Source organism: Xanthobacter sp. NM-59 (assembly GCF_021401125.1).
Taxonomy (GTDB): Bacteria; Pseudomonadota; Alphaproteobacteria; order Rhizobiales; family Xanthobacteraceae; genus Xanthobacter.
In genome coordinates this window covers 46,650-62,980 of record NZ_JACBFQ010000016.1, presented here as the reverse complement: position 1 = coordinate 62,980, position 16,331 = coordinate 46,650, and the positions used below count along the sequence as shown (strand labels likewise).

Below are 16,331 nucleotides of genomic sequence, written 5' to 3'. Positions count from 1 at the left end.
TTCTAAGTTAGGGTCGCGATTTTCTGTTCTGCTGTCGTGGGTTAAGCCCTGTTTCGGTTCCCGTTGGCACGAGGGACCGGTTCCTGATGGCACGCGCTTTCGGGTTCCCGATGGCACGAAGCCCTTCACAGCTTTTCCACAGGGCGGCGTCCGCTCGAAAGCGAGCAACGTCCGGCCGCCGGCCTCGATCTCCAGGAACAGCGTATAGCCCGGCAGCGGCTGGCGGCGGATGATGTCGCGCAGCTCGAAGGCGAACCGTTTGAACGGCGAGAGCGCACCGGATTTCTGGTGGAGGTGGCGGAAGTCGAACCGCCAGCCATTACGCTGGCGCCCGCCGTGCTTGCGCACTAGGCGGTAGAGCCAGCGTTCGAGTCCGCCCGTGAGATCGAAATAGGCCCGGTCGATCGTCAGCACGAGCGCATCGTCGAGAACGGCCTGATAGAACCAGTCGGGCACGATCATCTCGATCCCGTCCGGCTTCCCGTTGCGGTTGGTGCGCTCCTTCCACTCGTTGATCCACGAGAAGCGATGACGCCGGCCCTCGGCGGGCTGGCGGATCGAGGTGCAGACCGTCGTGGATTGGAGGCGGTCGAGCGCCGCCTTCAGCCGCTGATAGTCGCGCAAGGACGTGCCGCGTCCGATGAATTTGAGGATTTCGTAGGGGGTGGCGACCATCAGGCGTGACGTCCGCAAGCCGGCGTCGCGCGCCTCGACGATCTGGCTCGCTGCCCAGATCAGGATGTCGGCGTCCCAGATGGTCGCCATGCCGTGATCGGGCACAGCTTCCACCCGGATCGACACGTCGCCGGCGGCGAAGTCGATCGGAGCGACGCGGTGCGATTTGGAGAGGGAGAAGAACGGATAGGCCATGAGATCCTGCGCGTCTCGGGCTGCGAACTCGCCGGGGAGCGCACGGAACAGATCGAGCTGCCCGCGCTCCGAGAGGGACTGGTGTCGCGCCGCCATTCGGGAATCCGGGGGCGGTCAGCGTGCGTATCGTCCGGCATGTGCCGGCGGCGTGGGCGTGTGGCGCTTGGCCGGAAGCACGCTGCCGCGCGGATCGGAGGTGGAGGTGACGGCCCCGCGCTCGGCCCAGGCCTCGAGATCGTCGACGGCGTAGACGACGCGGCCGCCGAGCTTGCGATAGGCCGGGCCGGTGCCGTAGGTCCGGTGCTTCTCGAGGGTGCGGGCCGACAGGCTGAGAAATTCGGCGGCTTCCTTGGTGCGCAGGAAGCGCGGCGGGAGAACGGCGAGATCAGGTCGCATGAGAGGGCCTCCGTGGGTTCGTTGGGACCGCCGGGGAGCGGCGGGTAACGAAGGCCACGTTGGCGAAGCAGGACCGGCGAGATGCAGGGCGAATTCAGGGGGGCCTAAATTCGCCCACCAAGAGCCGAATGACGGCCAGCTAGGATTGCCGGCGATGACGAAGCAGCGTGCGATAGCCGCCCACGATCATGGCACGGGCATCTCGAATTAGGGATTTGACGGCGTGACGGGCGGAGGATGCCTGCCACTCATCGCGACCGAGAGCGCCGATCCGAAATATGACCTGCGCAATTTCTTGCTGGGTCGCGCCCGCGCGATGACCGTCGAAGGCTTGCAGCATCCGGCACAGCCGCGCGCGTTGCTGCCGCGTCAGTCGGGTGTCGGGCGGTATGGCGCGACCATGGAGGGCGGCGAGCAAGCGGGCGACCGATTCGAGCCGGTCGAAGCCTTCCTGCCCGAGCGGGATGAAGGCGCCGAGGGGTTTCGCGGGTCGTGTCGCGGAGGGATGAACAAGCGCGACGCGCTGGCCGTTTCCGAGATCGAGAACCAGATGGGTCTCGTTGCCGGCGTCGATGCCGATGGCGGCGTCGATCGTCGGTTGGGGGTCAGCGCTTGCGGATGGAATATCGGGAGGTGCGCCAAGAACGATGGCGCTTGTGTCTTCCTGGGGAAGCCAGATCACCCGCGCTTCGGGTGGTGCCTGCATCGGGTCTACCGGGAAATCGCAACCCCCACCGCTGCCCGATCCTATCAGTCAGCGCGCGCAGATCGCTTTCACTGCCGCCGAGCGCTCGAAAATCCCTGTCGTAGGATTCATTGCGACGCAGCCATTCCCACGCGACGTCGGACGCGGTCATTTCGGCGACATGGGCATAGCGTTCCGAGGAGCGCCAGCCGGAAGCATCTGGTGTCATCACGATCCTCCCTAGTCGTTGAACTTGTGGGAGAGTCAGGATTCCCGGCTGGGTTGTTCAGTGGAAGTCAGAGGACCGGCAAAGGGTGGTGCCGAAAAGGCATCGCGGCGATCACTGTGCCGAGCGGACGAGGTCTCGATAGCCGTGCTCGGTCATCCACTGCGCGCGGGCGAGATGCGTGTCATGGATCTGGCGGCACCGGTGCGGTTCACGTGCCGGATCGAGGCCAAAGAGGATCTGGACAGCTTCGCGCCAATCAGCTCCGTCGCGCGAGGAATCGAGCAGGCGCAGATAAAGAACCATATGCTCGCGGTCATAGGCCGTGAGGGTCTGGCTGATCGGGGGCGCGTCGAGAAACGGCGGCATCGCGGATTCCATCAGGCGACTATATTCGCGCGGAAAGCATTCGTTAACACTCGTGCCCGGCATTACTTTGACAACGTGCGATGGATGGTGTGCGCCACGCGATCACGGCGCTGCTAACGCCTCGTCGGCCGGTCGTCCCGCTCATGGAGCAGCAGCACTCCTTCGCCCTTGTCGGTGGAAAGCAGGACGATACCGGCTGTTTCAAGCGCCCTTCGGACCTGATCGCGCGTCGACTCATACACCTCTAATCCACTTTCGGACTCAAGGCGCTTGAGCGCGGTTAGCGATGTCCGGGCCTTGTCAGCGAGCGTCTCCTGTGTCCACCCCAGCAACGCGCGTGCGGCCCGCGATTGTCGGGCGGTGATCATGCATGATCACCTCCCACCGACGGCCGCACGCTTGCCAGAACTACGACTATAATAGTCGCTCTTGGCGCCCGCTGCGAGGAAATTCGACTTTGAAGGGTCTGCCCAGCCCTTCACCGGCCATTGCTGGTGATTCGCGCCTGAAACAGAGGGAGAGGCCCCGGCCTGTTCGGCCGGGGCCTTGCTCAGGCTCAGTCGCCGCGGCGGGTCGGGCGGGACCAGATCAGCGAGTGGGTGTCACCGTCCTCGTCGTCGAAGAGGTTGGCGTAGATGGGGGCGTTGAAGCTCGGATCGTCGAGCTTCAGGCCCAGATAGTCGCGGCCCTCGTTGGAGCGCTTGGACCAGGCGGCGCCGATCTCCGCGCGACCGACCAGAACCCGGTGGCTGGGGGCGTTTTCGCCGCTGGCGCGCTGGTCGGGGACGATGCGTACGCCCTTGGCCTGGACGCTGAGGGTGACGATTTCGCCGGTGAACTCGTTCGAGCCGGTCTTCTTGAAGGTACCGATGGTCGCCATTGTAAGTCTCCGTTTCGTTTTCGGGACCGCTCCATTGCGGCCTCGATGGCGATCGACAGGCCGGAGGCGACCGACGCCGCATCGCTTGCGACCGGAGCAACGCGGAGGATGGCGCAGGAACGACTTTGTTGTTTCGCGAGGAATGACGGCCTTGGCCGGCAGGGGAAGAAAGTCGGGACGCGCCGTTGCGGCATAGGCGGTCGAGGCGCAGCCGTCCTTCGGTCAGATCAGGCCATTGGAGAGGCCGCTTGGGGCGGTCTGGAGACGATCAGGAACGGAAGATCATGGCGACCCGGTCGCAACCAGCAAACGGCGCAAGTTGACGATCATCCGCAACCCGTCATCCCCTCGTACAGGCGAGGGTCGAACTTTCGTTTCGAAGTCGACCAGTGGAGATGACGCCCTCGACTTCGTGTTACACTGTTCCCGCGCAGAGGCGTCGAGCAGAAATCCGAGCGCTCTTAAAGGGGCCGGCCGCGCGATGGGCTTCAGTCAGATTCCGGTGATGCGGCTCCCTCTCCAACTGCACAACGCGGAGGGCTGAAACCCCCGATCTGGTCGTCCTGGCGACGGTTCCGTGGTGATGTCAGGCTGGTGCAATGCCCTGGCTGGACGGGCCGGTGCCTGCCATCCCAGCAACGCGCGCGAACGCGGTGACGCCGACCGCGACCGCACCGATGACGGAGAACACGAGCTGCCAAGTCTCCGACGGCATGGTGTGTTTCACGATGCCATGCGTGGCGTGGAAGCCGGCGATCGCCGCAGGTGCGACAAATGCCAGCGCGATCAGCAGGCGTGCCCAGAGCGGGCGGACAATTCCGAGCAAGAGCTGCCCCACACCCAACGTCAGGCCGGCGCCGATCATGCCGATGAGGATGGCGCCGAGCCAGCCCGCGCCAGTGTCATAGGCCCAGGTGCCGGCGGTCACGCCCGCGAAGAATGGCAGCGCAAAGACTGCGAGAGTGAACAGCAACCAGCACAAGATGCCGATGGCTGCGAAGGATAGGACGATGCCGAGGATAATCATGGTGGTGTCTCCGAAAGAGCAAAATCTGACGGTCGCGCCTTCCACCACCACCACGGCGCATCCGGGAGCATAGCAAAAGCTGTGCTCAGGCGGGAGCGGAAACCGCAGGGGTTTCCACGTCGCCTGGAAGGGTGGCGCGCCGTCATGGCGCGAAGGGATCGACCTCGTGGACGATTTCCGAGACGTCGCCGTCGTATTCGCTGGCTGGCGAGACTGACAGGGTGCCGTCGCCGGCGCGGAAGATGACGATGACGGCCATCAGGCTGGTGGCGAGGCTGAAGGCGAAGGCGTGGGCGTCGTTGAGAGACATCGATCCGGCTCCTGTTTCGAGCGGAGGACCATCCCCCGCTGACAGGCGCCCGATGTGTTCGGCCGATGGCCGCAATCACCGCGTGGGCGAAGCCAGCGCGGCGGCACGCTCTGCGTAGTCCGACCCCTTGCGGGTTGATGGCGTCAGGCCATCGGCTGGACCAAGGATCAGCGCACGGAAGCGGGGATGGTCCTCAGGTCAGGAGCTGTGGCTGTCCACTACGCTCTTGCTCGCGGATCTCCTGGGCGAGGTGGCGTGCGACGTCACGGGCGCGGAGGGAGAAGCCGGGCGGCCATTCCCGCGACGTGTTTCGCGCGAAACCGCCATGCTGAAAATGAGGATGAAGTTGGGCTATCACGCTTTGCAATTGCGGAGGCAAAGCCAACCCCGCGATCTCTGCGTATCGAGCCGCCTTATCGAGATCGTGACCAATATGCTGGCGATTCCAACCATCCTCGGTCGCGACTCTCAGAAGGTAGGATTTCAGAAGCAATTCAATAGCGATCGCTACGGCGTGAAGGACGATATTGTCCATAGACCGATCCGCAGCCTGGTCAGCGCCATCAAGGTGATTGGTGGCATTCCGTGCAAAGGTGTCGGCAAGCGCGATGTCGGCAATGAAGCTTTTGGGGAAAGGTACGAGCGACGGCATGGATCCGAAGATGCCATGTTTGCGCAGCTTTCATAAGGAAACAGGGATTTACGACGGCGCTTACGCGCCGCCGAACTTCCAGACCGGGATGCCGAGCTTCTTGGCCTTGTCGGCGAGGTTGTCGTTGATGCCGGTGCCCGGGAAATGCAGCACGCCCTTCGGTACGATCTGCAACATCTCATCGTTGCGCTTGAAGGGTGCGGCCCGGCCATGCTTCGTCCAGTCGGGTGCGAAGCCGATTTGCGGGACATTGCGATTCCTGGCCCAGAGGGAAGCGATCTTCTCGGCGCCCTTCGGCGACTTGCCGTGGATCAGCACCATGTCGGGGTGCTTTTCGTGGACCTGGTCGAGCTTGGCCCAGATCAGGCGATGGTTGTCGAAATCGAGCCCGCCGGTGACGGCGATCTTGGGACCAGGCGGCAGGAGCACCTCCTGCTCGGCACGCTTCTTTGCCATGATGAAGTCGCGGCTATCGATCATCGCCGAGGTGAGGTTGCGATGATTGACCTTCGATCCCGACCGCGGGAGCCATGCTTTGCCGACCTGGCGTTCGTAGTGCTCGGAAGCCTGGTCGCGCATCAGTTCGAAGGCGGTCTGGCGTTCGACCAGTGTCTTGCCCTCGGCGATCAGGCGCTCGAGGTCGACTGACTTCACCTCGCTGCCATCCTGTTCGCGCTGGGAGCGCTTCTGGGCCTGCTCGTTATCGTCGAGCTCGCGGTTGATCCGTTCGGCGGCGCGATGAAAGACGTTCACGGTCGACCAGAGGAGATCGTCGAGGTCGGGTTCGAGGCGCGTGTCCTCCAGGGTCACGATCAGGGCGTCGAAGATGTCGGCGATCGCGCCCGCGACCTCGTTGCCGTCCGGCAGAAGCCGCTGATCGGGTTCCTCGGCGAAAGGCCGGTAGCCGTGGAGCTGCAATTCGTTGAGGACGTGGTCGGTCGGTGAGGATTCGTGGTGCGGTTCGTAGTCGTCGAGATCGCGCATCGGGTGCTCCGTCGGATGGACCGCGACCGTCGCGGCCTTCATGGCGACGAAGCCCACCGGCGGGACGGCGCTGCACCCGGAGCGCAAGCGGAGGGCCGGAGCGCCAGCGGAGGATGGCGAAGGCCGGCTATTTTGGTTCGCGATGGAAAGCGGCCCCTTGGGGCCGCGCCGGAAAATAGTCGGCCGCAGCCATTGCCGGGCCGGCCCGCCTGTGGGCCGATCGCCCTCTAGAAGGCCGAGGCGCGGTCCTCTCCGATCCCCGGCATCCGAGCGAGGACGGCGGCGGGGCCGCTGCCCCTTCCTTTCCGGCTATGCCGCCAGCGCCATGAAGCGACCGACGTCCTGCGGCCCGAGCTGCACCCGTGTCTGGCTCCGCAGCGTCGCGAGGCCGAGGGTGCGGAGATCCTCGTTGAAGTCCCCGAGCTGTGGCGAGATCACGATCGCCTCGATCCCGGCCGTGTTCGCCCGTTCGATCAGGCTGTCACGCGCACCGTCGCCCGCCGGATCGTCATCGCGCAGGATGTAGAGCCGGCGCAGCGTGTCCGGGAACAGGATGGCGGCGAGATGTGCTGCGGAGAGCGCCGCAAGCATCGGCATGTCGGGCACGACCTGTCGGACCGAAAGGACCGTCTCGATGCCTTCGCCGGCTGCCATCACTTCGCCACCGACGCCAAAGCGGACCGCGTTGCCGACGAGATCGCCCATCGCCCGGCGCGGGGTGTCGAGCGGCGCCTTGTCCCGGCGTTGCGGATCGAGCCAGGTGCGATGCGCCCCCGTGATCCTGCCATCGAGATCGGTGACGGCCGCGATCATGGCCGGCCATGTCTCGGTCGGCGCATACTCGTCTGGGCGATAATAGCAGCGCGGGTGGAAATACAGATTTCCGGTTCCACGGAGGTCCGTAATGCCGCGTTGCCGCAGATACGCCGCGACGATTGTGCCGGGAATCGGCTGCGACATGCGGACAAGACGTCGTGCGGCTTCGGGCGATCCATGCGGTGCAGGCGCCAGGGGCTGGAAGGCCGACGGTTCCGGCGCAGGCGGTGGCATGCTCAGGAAGAGCCGGGCCTCGTCGGCGACGCCCTTGAAGTCGATGAGGCCGCAGCTCTCCCGGATCACGTCGAGGAGGTCTCCATGCTCGCCGGTGGCGGCGTCAGTCCATTTCCCGGCTGGCCCCTTCGGCGAGTCCTTCAGCCGGACGTACATCGAGCGGCCCTTGGTGTTACGGGCGTCGCCCACCTGCCAGTAGTTGCCCTGACGGTGGCCATTGCTGAGATAATGGCGGCACACCGCCTCGGCCTGTCGGCCGAGACGTTGCGCAAGATCGGATGCGTCGAGACGGGCCATCACGCTGCCTCCCGCTCGCCGACGCGCTGGATCGGGTAGGTGCCGATCAGCTTGCCGATGATGGCCCCGCCGCCCGCACCGACGGGCACGAAGAAGCGGAGCTTCCACGAGATGATCTCGCTGAAGAGACCATAGGCGCGGAGGCGCTCGCGCATCGCGTCGGTGAAGCCCGACAATTCGATGCGGTCGGCGCCCATGACGCGCACGCGACGGAGTTGGAGGCCTTCGGCGAGGTCGAGGATCGTCTTGCCCTCTATGAGCGCGGCATAGGCATGGTCGGCAGACAGGTTCGTCGTCCCCACCGCCGTGGCATTGGCGACCCATGCAGGCGACACGCGGCGGCCGATGATCCGTTCCCCGTCATCGGTCTGGAGCCGATAGACGCGGCTCGACTCGTTGGGCAGCCGCTTCCAGATCGGTAGCAGCAGGCCAGCGACGATGTGGATGGTGGAATCGGAATAGGCTGGCACCTCCGCGACCTCGGCGTTCCAGGCGGCGGTGAACTCGGCGCGACTGGTGGCGATCCAGTGGCTTTCGTCCATCATGCGGATGGAGGCGTGATGCTGCTCCATCGGTCGGATCAGCCGCACGCGGCGTTCGATCTCGCCATCGTCGAGCATGAGTGAGGGTGCGGGAAGCTGAACGGCGGCGCGGTGCGAGCGTTCGTTGACCAGCAACTTGGCGGCCGGATCGTCGAGCCAAGCCATCGCCTCCTCGGCGGTCATTGGCCGGTTGCGCTCGCGCTGTTGGATGGTGAGCAGGCTGGTTTCCGCGCCGGTGCCGGCATGGGTGTAGATGGTCTGGCGATCGGTGACGACGAAGCTCTCCGCGCGCAGCGTCTCCAGTCCGATGTCGTAGATGCCGGCGGCGATCGCGCCCTCGACCTTGGCGGTCAGAAGCTGCTCGAAGGCGGCGAACAGGACGTCCTGCAGGTCGATGGTGAGCGCGAGCAGGCGGTTGAGAAAGGTTGTGATCGGCGGGAGCTCGTCCTTGATGCCGTTGTCGTCCATCAGCTTCAGGCCGGTCGTGTCCTCGAACCGCTGGAGCGAGCACCCTTCGACCTTGCCGCGGACGATCAGGATGTAGAGCTGGCGAAGCGCATCGCGCGCATAGTGGCTCTCCAGATTGTCCTCGGGTCGGAACAGGCCCTGGCCACCGGTCTGCCGCTGGCCGCGCGTGATCGCGCCCAGCGTGTCGAGCCGGCGCGCGATAGTCGAGAGGAAGCGCTTCTCCGCCTTCACATTGGTCGCGATCGGACGGAAGAGCGGCGGCTGCGCCTGGTTGGTACGGTGGGTGCGGCCGAGGCCCTGGATCGCGGCGTCGGCTTTCCAGCCCGGTTCGAGCAGATAGTGGACGCGCAGCCGCGTGTTCCGCGCCGACAGCTCCGCATGGTAGCTGCGTCCCGTGCCGCCGGCGTCGGAGAAGATCAGCACGCGCTTCAAGTCGTCCATGAAGGCCTGGGTCTCGGCGAGATTGGCCGACGCGGCGCGGGTCTCGACCACAAGGCGCTGTCCCTTGCGCACGATGCGCCGCGAGCGGCCGGTGACCTCGGCCACCATATCCGCGCCGAAATGCTGGACGAGCTGGTCGAGCGCGCCCGGCACCGGCGGAAGGCTCGCGAGCTTCTCGATCAGTTCGGTGCGGCGAGCGACCGCCTCGCGGCTCTCGACCGGCTGGCCGTCGCGAAAGACCGGACGCGAGGACATATTGCCCTCGCCGTCGGTGAAGGGCTCGTAGAGCTGCACCGGGAAGGAATGGGCGAGATAGTCCAAGACATATTCGCGGGGCGTGATGTCGACGCGAATGTCATTCCATTCTTCGGTCGGGACGTCGGCCAAGCGCCGTTCCATCAGCGCCTCGCCGGTCGAGACGATCTGGATGACCGCAGAATGCCCGGCCTCCAGGTCCACCGCGATCGAGCGGATCAACGTCGGCGTCTTCATCGAGGTCAGCAGATGACCGAAGAAGCGCTGCTTGGCGCTTTCGAAGGCGGAGCGGGCAGCGGATTTGGCCTGGCGATTCAACGTCCCGGTCGAGCCGGTAATGTTGGTCGCCTGCATCGCCGCATCGAGATGGTTGTGGATGATGGCGAAGGCGCCGGCATAAGCATCGTAGATGCGCCGCTGCTCGGCGGTCAGCTCGTGCTCGACCAGCTCATATTCCACCCCGTCGAACGACAGTGATCGGGCGGTGTAGAGGCCGAGCGCGCGAAGGTCGCGGGCAAGCACCTCCATTGCCGCGACGCCGCCGGCCTCGATCGCCTCGACGAACTCGGCGCGGGTCGAGAAGGGAAAATCGTCGCCACCCCACAGGCCGAGGCGCTGCGCGTAGGCAAGGTTCTGGACCGTGGTGGCGCCGGTGGCGGAGACATAGACGACACGGGCATTGGGCATGGCGTGCTGCAGGCGAAGTCCTGCGCGCCCTTGCTGCGAAGGCGTGACATCGCCGCGTTCTCCCTTGCCGCCGCCAGCGTTCTGCATCGCGTGCGCCTCGTCGAAAATGATCACCCCGTCGAAATCGGAGCCCAACCATTCGACGATCTGCTTGACCCGCGAAACCTTCTCGCCGCGATCGTCGGAGCGCAGCGTGGCATAGGTTGTAAATAGGATGCCTTCCGGCAGCGTGATCGGCTTGCCCTGCGGGAAGCGCGAGAGCGGCGTGACCAGCAGGCGCTCCATGCCGAGTGCGGACCAGTCGCGCTGCGCGTCCTCAATCAGCTTGTCGGATTTGGAGATCCAGACCGCCTTGCGCCGGCCCTGCATCCAGTTGTCGAGCACGATGCTGGCCGACTCGCGCCCCTTTCCGACGCCGGTGCCGTCGCCGATGAAGAAGCCGCGGCGGAAGCGGACGACGCCGTTTGCATCATCGGCGGCGGCCGCCACGACATCGAAAGTGTCGTCGATGGTCCAGGAACCTGCGAGAAAATCGGAATGGGCTTCGCCCGCGAAGATCAGGGTTTCGAGCTGGGCGTCTGAGAGCGAGGCCATGATGGTCGCCGGCAGCGTCGGCCGATAGCTCGGCTTGGGCGGGGCGACCGAGGCCATGGCGGCGGATTGCACGAGCTTGGTGGGATGGGCCTGAGAGCCGGGAATACGGATCGTCTGCAATCCGTATTGCTCGTAGATCGCGTCGCTGAGGCGGGCGCCCTCGGCCGGGGTCCAGTCGACGGTCTCATAGGCGAGCGGCACGCCCTCGGGATCGGCGAGGCCCACGCGGGTCGCCGATGTCGCCGCGGTGCGCGCGAGATAACCGCGAACTGTGCGCGGTGCGGCACTGATCGGCATGACCTGCACAGCGGGCGCGAGGGGCGAGCGCGGCGGCACATGCTCGACGAGCCATGTCATCAGCGTGGCGATGTCGGGAGCGGTGCCGGGTGATGCCGGAAATGCGGATGGGTCGTCGGCTGGGATTTTGTCGATCACGGTCAGCCGGGTTTCGACGGTCGTGCCGTGCTTCGCATAGATCGAGCCATGGACGGCGGCGGTGAAGACGACGCGGCCCCGCTCCTGCAGGCGGACGAAGGCGTCGCGCCAGGCCGGCATGTCGGGGCCGAAATTCACGCCGGTGATCGCGACCAGGCGTCCGCCATCGGCGAGCCGCGCGAGCGCGGATGCGAGATGGCGATAGGCTGCGTCGGCAACACGCCCCTCGACATTGGCGAGTACCGAGAATGGCGGGTTCATCATCACCACGGTCGGGACGATCGCCGGATCGAGATGATCGTCGATCTGGGCCGCGTCGAAGCGGGTCACGGGAATGGCCGGAAAGAGGGAGGAGATGAGTGCGGCCCGGGTTTCGGCGAGTTCGTTGAGGACAAGCGTGCCGCCGGCGATCTCGGCGAGGATGGCGAGCAGGCCGGTGCCGGCCGATGGTTCGAGCACGCGATCGGCGGGTGTGATGGCGGCCGCAGTGATCGCGGCCAGGCCGAGCGGGATCGGCGTCGAGAATTGCTGGAAGGCCTGCGCCTCCTCGGAGCGGCGCGTGTGGGTGGGCAGAAGTCCCGCGATCTTGCCGAACAGAGGAACCGCCGCAGCCGGAGACCCGGCTTTGCGCAAAAGCGCCTTTCCGTATTTGCGGAGCATGAGGACGGTTGCGGCTTCGCAGGCGTCATAGGCGTCCTTCCAGTCCCAGGCGCCGGCAGTATCGGACGCGCCGAAGGCGGTCTCCATGGCGGTGCGCAAGACCGCGGCGTCGATGCGCTCGCCGCGCTCGATGTGAGGAAGGAGGAGAAGTGCCGCGGCATGGATGGCGGCAGCGTCGGTCGGCTGATCGGCGGCGGTCGGCAGCGCCGCCGCAAGGGTGTGAGCATTCATGGGAGACGTCCTCGGGAGAGCGGAGCGGGAAAGCCCGCCGGCGCTCTCTCTCGGACCGGACGGGCTCAAACCCGTCCCGGCCTTCCTCTCGCTCTCAAGGGGCGCGGCCCGGCCGCGCCATCAAGCGACAGACAATGGTCTCGATGATGTCAGGCACCATCGCCGCCATCGATCACCTCGGCGAGCCAACCGTTGGTATAGATCCACGCCACAGTTTCGCCGGTCGCGAGATCGAGGACATGCGCGCCGCCACCGAAGCCATCGAGACGCGGCCGGGAGCAGGTGTTGGCGTACTGAAAGCCCCATCGGCCGGTGAGGTGGAATTCGGCGGCGCAGCGTATGACGAACTGGATCAGCCGTTCGGGATCGCCGGTGACATCGTCGCGCATCCAGAGTTTGGAGCCGCCATGCTCGGGCTGGATGGACAGGAGGAAGCCATCGGACGGCGGTTCCTCGGATGCTCCGTCCTCGGACAGTTGGTTGTAGAGATCGAGCGCGCGGGCTGCGGTCTCGGGCGTGCCGACATCGAGCAGGCATGAGAAATGGGTGAAATAGTCGGCCATGAGGCCACTCCCGGAGAGCAGGGAACGGGAGAGCCGGCAGGCGCTCTCTCCTCCATGTCCGGCTCGCCACGTCCGGGCCAAACTCTCCCTCTCGATCGGCGCGCATGAAAAAAGCCCGACGCCCCCGAAGGGACGCCGGGCTCGTCAAGTCAGATGAGGACCGCCGTCACTCCGCGGCGGCGAGGTGCCGTTCCTCCTCATCATCGGTGTTGGTCTCCTCGTCATCGCCGTCGAGGAAGTCCGGCAACGCCTCGTCGCCCTCGCCAGAGTCCGCCTCGGTGCTTTCGGCATCGGCGCCGGAATTGCGCAGCGGTTCGGGCAGCCAGCCCGTCTCGGCGAGGAGACGTTCGGCTTCGGTCGCCATGTCGCCCTTCTTCAGATGTGCGATGAGTTGGGCGGCGCGCTCGCCGGCGCCTTCACGCACCGCTTCGAGGATGCGGGGCTTGGTGACGCGGCCGAGATAGTTGGCGACGGTCGGCCGCCACCCGGCTTCGGCCATGTCGAGCCCGACCGCCAGCGACAGGCGATCGGCTTCGGCGATGCGCTGTTCGACACTATGCGCCGAGACACGGCCACCGTAGCGATCGGCCCGCTCATAAAGCGCATTGACGCCGAACGAAGCGCAATGGGCGAAGAGTTCGGCCTGTTCGGGGCCAGTCAGTGCGGCCAGCCCATCCCAGAGATCAGCGACTTTGGCCGGGAGCCGTTTGCGCCAGCTATCGTGCCGGGCCTCGATCGCCTTGGCATAGACGCTGTCACGAAGCCCTTCGGGCTGCGAATGGAAGGTCGTGCCCCGCACGCTGACCTCCATCGCGAAGCCGTACTGGCTGCCGCCGTAGAACACGTCCTGGCAGAACTTGTGCAGGACGGCGACGAAGGCGACCGAGGGATCGGTGGCGAGCTTGTCGCGGAGCGCGAGGGTGCGATCGGCGGTCAGCTCCGTGATCAGTCGATCGGGGAGCGGCTTGATCGTGTCGTCCTCGTCCTCCTCCTCGGGCTCGGCAGGTTTGCCGCAGATGGTGATGACCGCGCGCTGGACCGAAGGCGACGCCGGATAGTCAGCGTCATCGTCGCCGCCATCCTGCTCTTCACCCTCGCCATCGCCCGCCTGGTTGGCGATCTCGTCCTCGGGTCGGACATAGCCGCGGTCGATCGACAGCGTGCCGTCGGCGTCCAGGCTGACGAAGACCCCGGCGATCGCGATGTCGGCGGGTTCGTAGTGGACCGGCCGCTCGTCGAAGCTGGCGAGCGCGGTTTCGATTTCGCCAAGGCGCTGATCGATCTCGTCCGGCAACTCGTCGGCGTTCTCATATTCGGCCTCCAGCTTGGCGCACTCGGCGTTGAGCGCCTCGATGGTCGCCTGTTCGTCAGCCGTCAGGTCGAGCGGCGTGCCCACGATCTCGCGCAGGCCGTGGGTGGCGCCATAGGGGAAGCTCATCGCCACCTCGATCCATTTCCAGCCTTCGCCGGCGATCGCTTCGGCGGAGGCTTTCAGCTTGTCGGCGACCAGGCGATCGAGCAGCGCAGGATCCTGCAGCCAGCCGCCGTCGTCATCCTGGAAGAGATCGCGCAGCACGCAGCCGCCGTTGGTTTCATAGGCATCGATGCCGACGAATACGGCCCGCTTGTCGGATGCGCGGACGGCGGTCTCGGTCAGCATGCGCCGGATCTGGTAGGGTTCCCTCTGCCAGCTATTGCGAACCGACTCCCAGACCTGCTCCTGACGCGCATGATCGTTGGTGACGGTGAAGGCCATGAGCTGTTCGAGCGTGATGCCGTCCTCGGCATAGATATCGAGCAATGACGGCGAGACGGCCGCGAGGCGAAGCCGCTGCTTCACGACCTGGACGGACGCGAAGAATGCAGCCGCAATCGCCTCCTCGGTCATGCCCTTCTCGCGCATCGCCTGGAACGCGCGGAACTGGTCGAGAGGATGCAGCGGGGCGCGTTCGATATTCTCGGCCAGCGACACCTCGTCGACGAGGATGTCGGCATTGGCGTCCGACACCACGCACGGCACCTTGGAGGTCTTGGTGAGGCGCTTCTGCTTGACGAGGAGCTGCAGCGCGCGGAAGCGACGCCCGCCCGCCGGCACTTCGTACATGCCGGTTTCCTGGCCGTCGGCATCGAGCACCGGCCGGACGTGGAGGGACTGGATGAGACCGCGCCGGGTGATCGACTCGGCCAGCTCGTCGATCGAGACGCCAGCCTTGACGCGGCGGACGTTCGACTGGCTCAGCACCAGCTTGTTGAAGGGGATGTCCTGCGCCGACGACAGGGTGATCTTCTGAATGGCAGTTGCCATGAGACTTACTCCGCGACGGGCGCCGAAAGCCTCTCTCTCGACCCTAAACCCGTCACGAAGCGAAGCACCGCCCTCTCACTCTAGGAGGGCAGCGACACCATCAAACGCCATCGGTAAGGTCACTGCCAGAACCGGCGATGATCCCGCGCCAGTCCTTCGTATTCGCCCATGACGGCTTGATGCCGCCCTAGAAATTCGAGCGCGGTTCGATGCCGAGGAAGCGGATCATGTTGTCGGGCGCGACGAAGTTGACACCCGAACCCAAGCTGCGGTCGCCTGTTGCGACGAGGCGGCGGAAAATCGCTACCTTGTCAGGATGCATGGGGGCGCCGCCCCACACAGCGTCCTGTACATATCGCGCGATGAAACCGGCGAGGACGTCGGCGACCTGAATGCCGATAGAATCGTGCGATCGCTGGAATTGCAGGTCGGCCGCCTGCGAGAATTCGAAGTCGGCCGTCTGCAGGGGCAATTTCACGCCAAGCTGCGCCAGGTCCTCTGCGAGCTTCTTGTTGTGCAGAAGAATGTCTCCGAACTGCAATTGCTCGTCGTGGAACAGCGTCACGCCGGAAACCTGCTTTCGCGCGAAGCGATTGATCCGGGCGTAGATGTTGGTGAACGATGTCAGGTTCGGCAGAACCCAGAGCAGCTTCCCGGCGGGATTCTTGTCGGGAATCGGTAATGCCCGCTCGACGGCCTTGGCTTTCGGCAGCTTGCGGAAGTCCTTCAAGCTGTCGCGCGCAAAACGGATGATCCCCGCCGCCACGTCAGTAGGCGGAACTCCGCTTCCCTGCGCCCACCGAATTATTTGCTTGTAAAGTTCGCGTATTTCCGCGTGGTCTCTGCTTTGGCAACATGCGGCAAAGGCGTGAGCCAGCTCGGGAGGTGCATATAGCGCCATGTAGTTCGCCATAACGCCCTTCATCCAAAGGGCGCCAGGTTGAGTGTCGCATTCCCCCACATAGGGCACCACCATTCGCTCGATGATGTTCACGACAACGAAGAAGTGCTTGTCGACAAGCTCGATAAAGATTGGGGCGCGGCGCGTCTCAAGGAGGTCCAGAAGATCAAAGATGAAGCGCGGCTTGTCATAAGCCTGTTTTGATTTGAGCTCCGACGACTGGATGCGGTGCGCCTTTTTTAGTGCGCCCAATTTATCGGTGAAGTCCTGGTCGAGCGTGCAGCCGAATGCAGCCAAGGCGAACATGCGCTGTTCGACGAAGTAGGAGTCGATTTTGACCGTGCTCAGGTCGCCGGTATTGCCGCTTTCATCGATGTAATATTCCGCAGGCGCCTGCTCTAGCATTCTGTATCCAGTCGCTCGTTTGGCGATTGTGCTCCATGCCGCACCACTGAATAGGTGACCTGGATCTGGGCCACAAGACAGCCCGGAAACAGTATGGC

At 65.1% G+C, this 16,331-nt stretch carries 16 protein-coding genes; 1 reads left to right on the top strand and 15 read right to left on the bottom strand.

What is annotated here, in order from left to right:
• From L0966_RS21195 to L0966_RS21155, 9 genes are all read right to left on the bottom strand, one after another.
• Positions 1-966, bottom strand: a 966-nt coding sequence (locus L0966_RS21195) for a replication initiator protein A (RefSeq protein ID WP_234054064.1), incomplete at its 3' end; no start/stop codon positions are given.
• 18 nt (positions 967-984) lie between these two features.
• On the bottom strand, positions 985-1,266 hold the full coding sequence (locus L0966_RS21190; protein WP_234054063.1) for an AlpA family transcriptional regulator: 282 nt from the start codon (positions 1,264-1,266) through the stop codon (positions 985-987).
• Between the two features lie 139 nt (positions 1,267-1,405).
• Entirely contained in the window at positions 1,406-1,948 is a 543-nt protein-coding gene (locus L0966_RS21185; protein ID WP_234054062.1) for a DUF2285 domain-containing protein, read from the bottom strand.
• A complete protein-coding gene (locus tag L0966_RS21180) occupies positions 1,872-2,180 on the bottom strand; it encodes a transcriptional regulator domain-containing protein (protein WP_255684217.1) in 309 nt (102 codons plus the stop codon). Before L0966_RS21180 ends, L0966_RS21185 begins: the two co-directional genes overlap by 77 nt.
• A gap of 111 nt (positions 2,181-2,291) precedes the next feature.
• The gene (locus L0966_RS21175; protein WP_370640796.1) at positions 2,292-2,558 is read right to left on the bottom strand and encodes a DNA -binding domain-containing protein; all 267 of its coding nucleotides are present in this window, start codon (positions 2,556-2,558) and stop codon (positions 2,292-2,294) included.
• A gap of 101 nt (positions 2,559-2,659) precedes the next feature.
• Complete coding sequence (locus tag L0966_RS21170; RefSeq protein WP_006022611.1) at positions 2,660-2,914, bottom strand: hypothetical protein; 255 nt, start codon at positions 2,912-2,914, stop codon at positions 2,660-2,662.
• 188 nt (positions 2,915-3,102) lie between these two features.
• Complete coding sequence (locus L0966_RS21165) at positions 3,103-3,426, bottom strand: DUF736 domain-containing protein (RefSeq protein WP_234054060.1); 324 nt, start codon at positions 3,424-3,426, stop codon at positions 3,103-3,105.
• A gap of 586 nt (positions 3,427-4,012) precedes the next feature.
• Positions 4,013-4,453 carry a hypothetical protein gene (locus tag L0966_RS21160; protein ID WP_234054067.1) on the bottom strand — a complete coding sequence of 147 codons (441 nt, stop codon included), beginning with the start codon at positions 4,451-4,453 and terminating at the stop codon, positions 4,013-4,015.
• Between the two features lie 142 nt (positions 4,454-4,595).
• A complete protein-coding gene (locus tag L0966_RS21155; RefSeq protein ID WP_234054059.1) occupies positions 4,596-4,763 on the bottom strand; it encodes a hypothetical protein in 168 nt (55 codons plus the stop codon).
• Between the two features lie 340 nt (positions 4,764-5,103).
• On the opposite strand from L0966_RS21155, the gene L0966_RS21150 reads away from it, so the two are divergent.
• A complete protein-coding gene (locus L0966_RS21150; protein ID WP_234054058.1) occupies positions 5,104-5,451 on the top strand; it encodes a hypothetical protein in 348 nt (115 codons plus the stop codon).
• A gap of 24 nt (positions 5,452-5,475) precedes the next feature.
• Here the strand turns inward: L0966_RS21150 and L0966_RS21145 are convergent, their stop codons facing one another.
• From L0966_RS21145 to L0966_RS21120, 6 genes are all read right to left on the bottom strand, one after another.
• Positions 5,476-6,399 (bottom strand): DUF2493 domain-containing protein, encoded by a 924-nt coding sequence (locus L0966_RS21145; protein ID WP_234054057.1) that lies wholly within the window; start codon positions 6,397-6,399, stop codon positions 5,476-5,478.
• 309 nt (positions 6,400-6,708) lie between these two features.
• Positions 6,709-7,746 carry a toprim domain-containing protein gene (locus L0966_RS21140; protein WP_234054056.1) on the bottom strand — a complete coding sequence of 346 codons (1,038 nt, stop codon included), beginning with the start codon at positions 7,744-7,746 and terminating at the stop codon, positions 6,709-6,711.
• A complete protein-coding gene (locus L0966_RS21135; protein ID WP_234054055.1) occupies positions 7,746-12,059 on the bottom strand; it encodes a strawberry notch family protein in 4,314 nt (1,437 codons plus the stop codon). Before L0966_RS21135 ends, L0966_RS21140 begins: the two co-directional genes overlap by 1 nt.
• Before the next feature lie 149 nt (positions 12,060-12,208).
• Positions 12,209-12,622: a hypothetical protein gene (locus L0966_RS21130; protein WP_006022619.1), complete on the bottom strand. Its 414-nt coding sequence runs from the start codon at positions 12,620-12,622 to the stop codon at positions 12,209-12,211.
• A 166-nt stretch (positions 12,623-12,788) separates the two neighbouring features.
• Positions 12,789-14,927: a ParB/RepB/Spo0J family partition protein gene (locus tag L0966_RS21125; protein ID WP_006022620.1), complete on the bottom strand. Its 2,139-nt coding sequence runs from the start codon at positions 14,925-14,927 to the stop codon at positions 12,789-12,791.
• Positions 14,928-15,114: 187 nt separating this feature from the next.
• The gene (locus tag L0966_RS21120) at positions 15,115-16,233 is read right to left on the bottom strand and encodes a DUF3800 domain-containing protein (protein ID WP_006022621.1); all 1,119 of its coding nucleotides are present in this window, start codon (positions 16,231-16,233) and stop codon (positions 15,115-15,117) included.
• Positions 16,234-16,331: the final 98 nt, after the last annotated feature.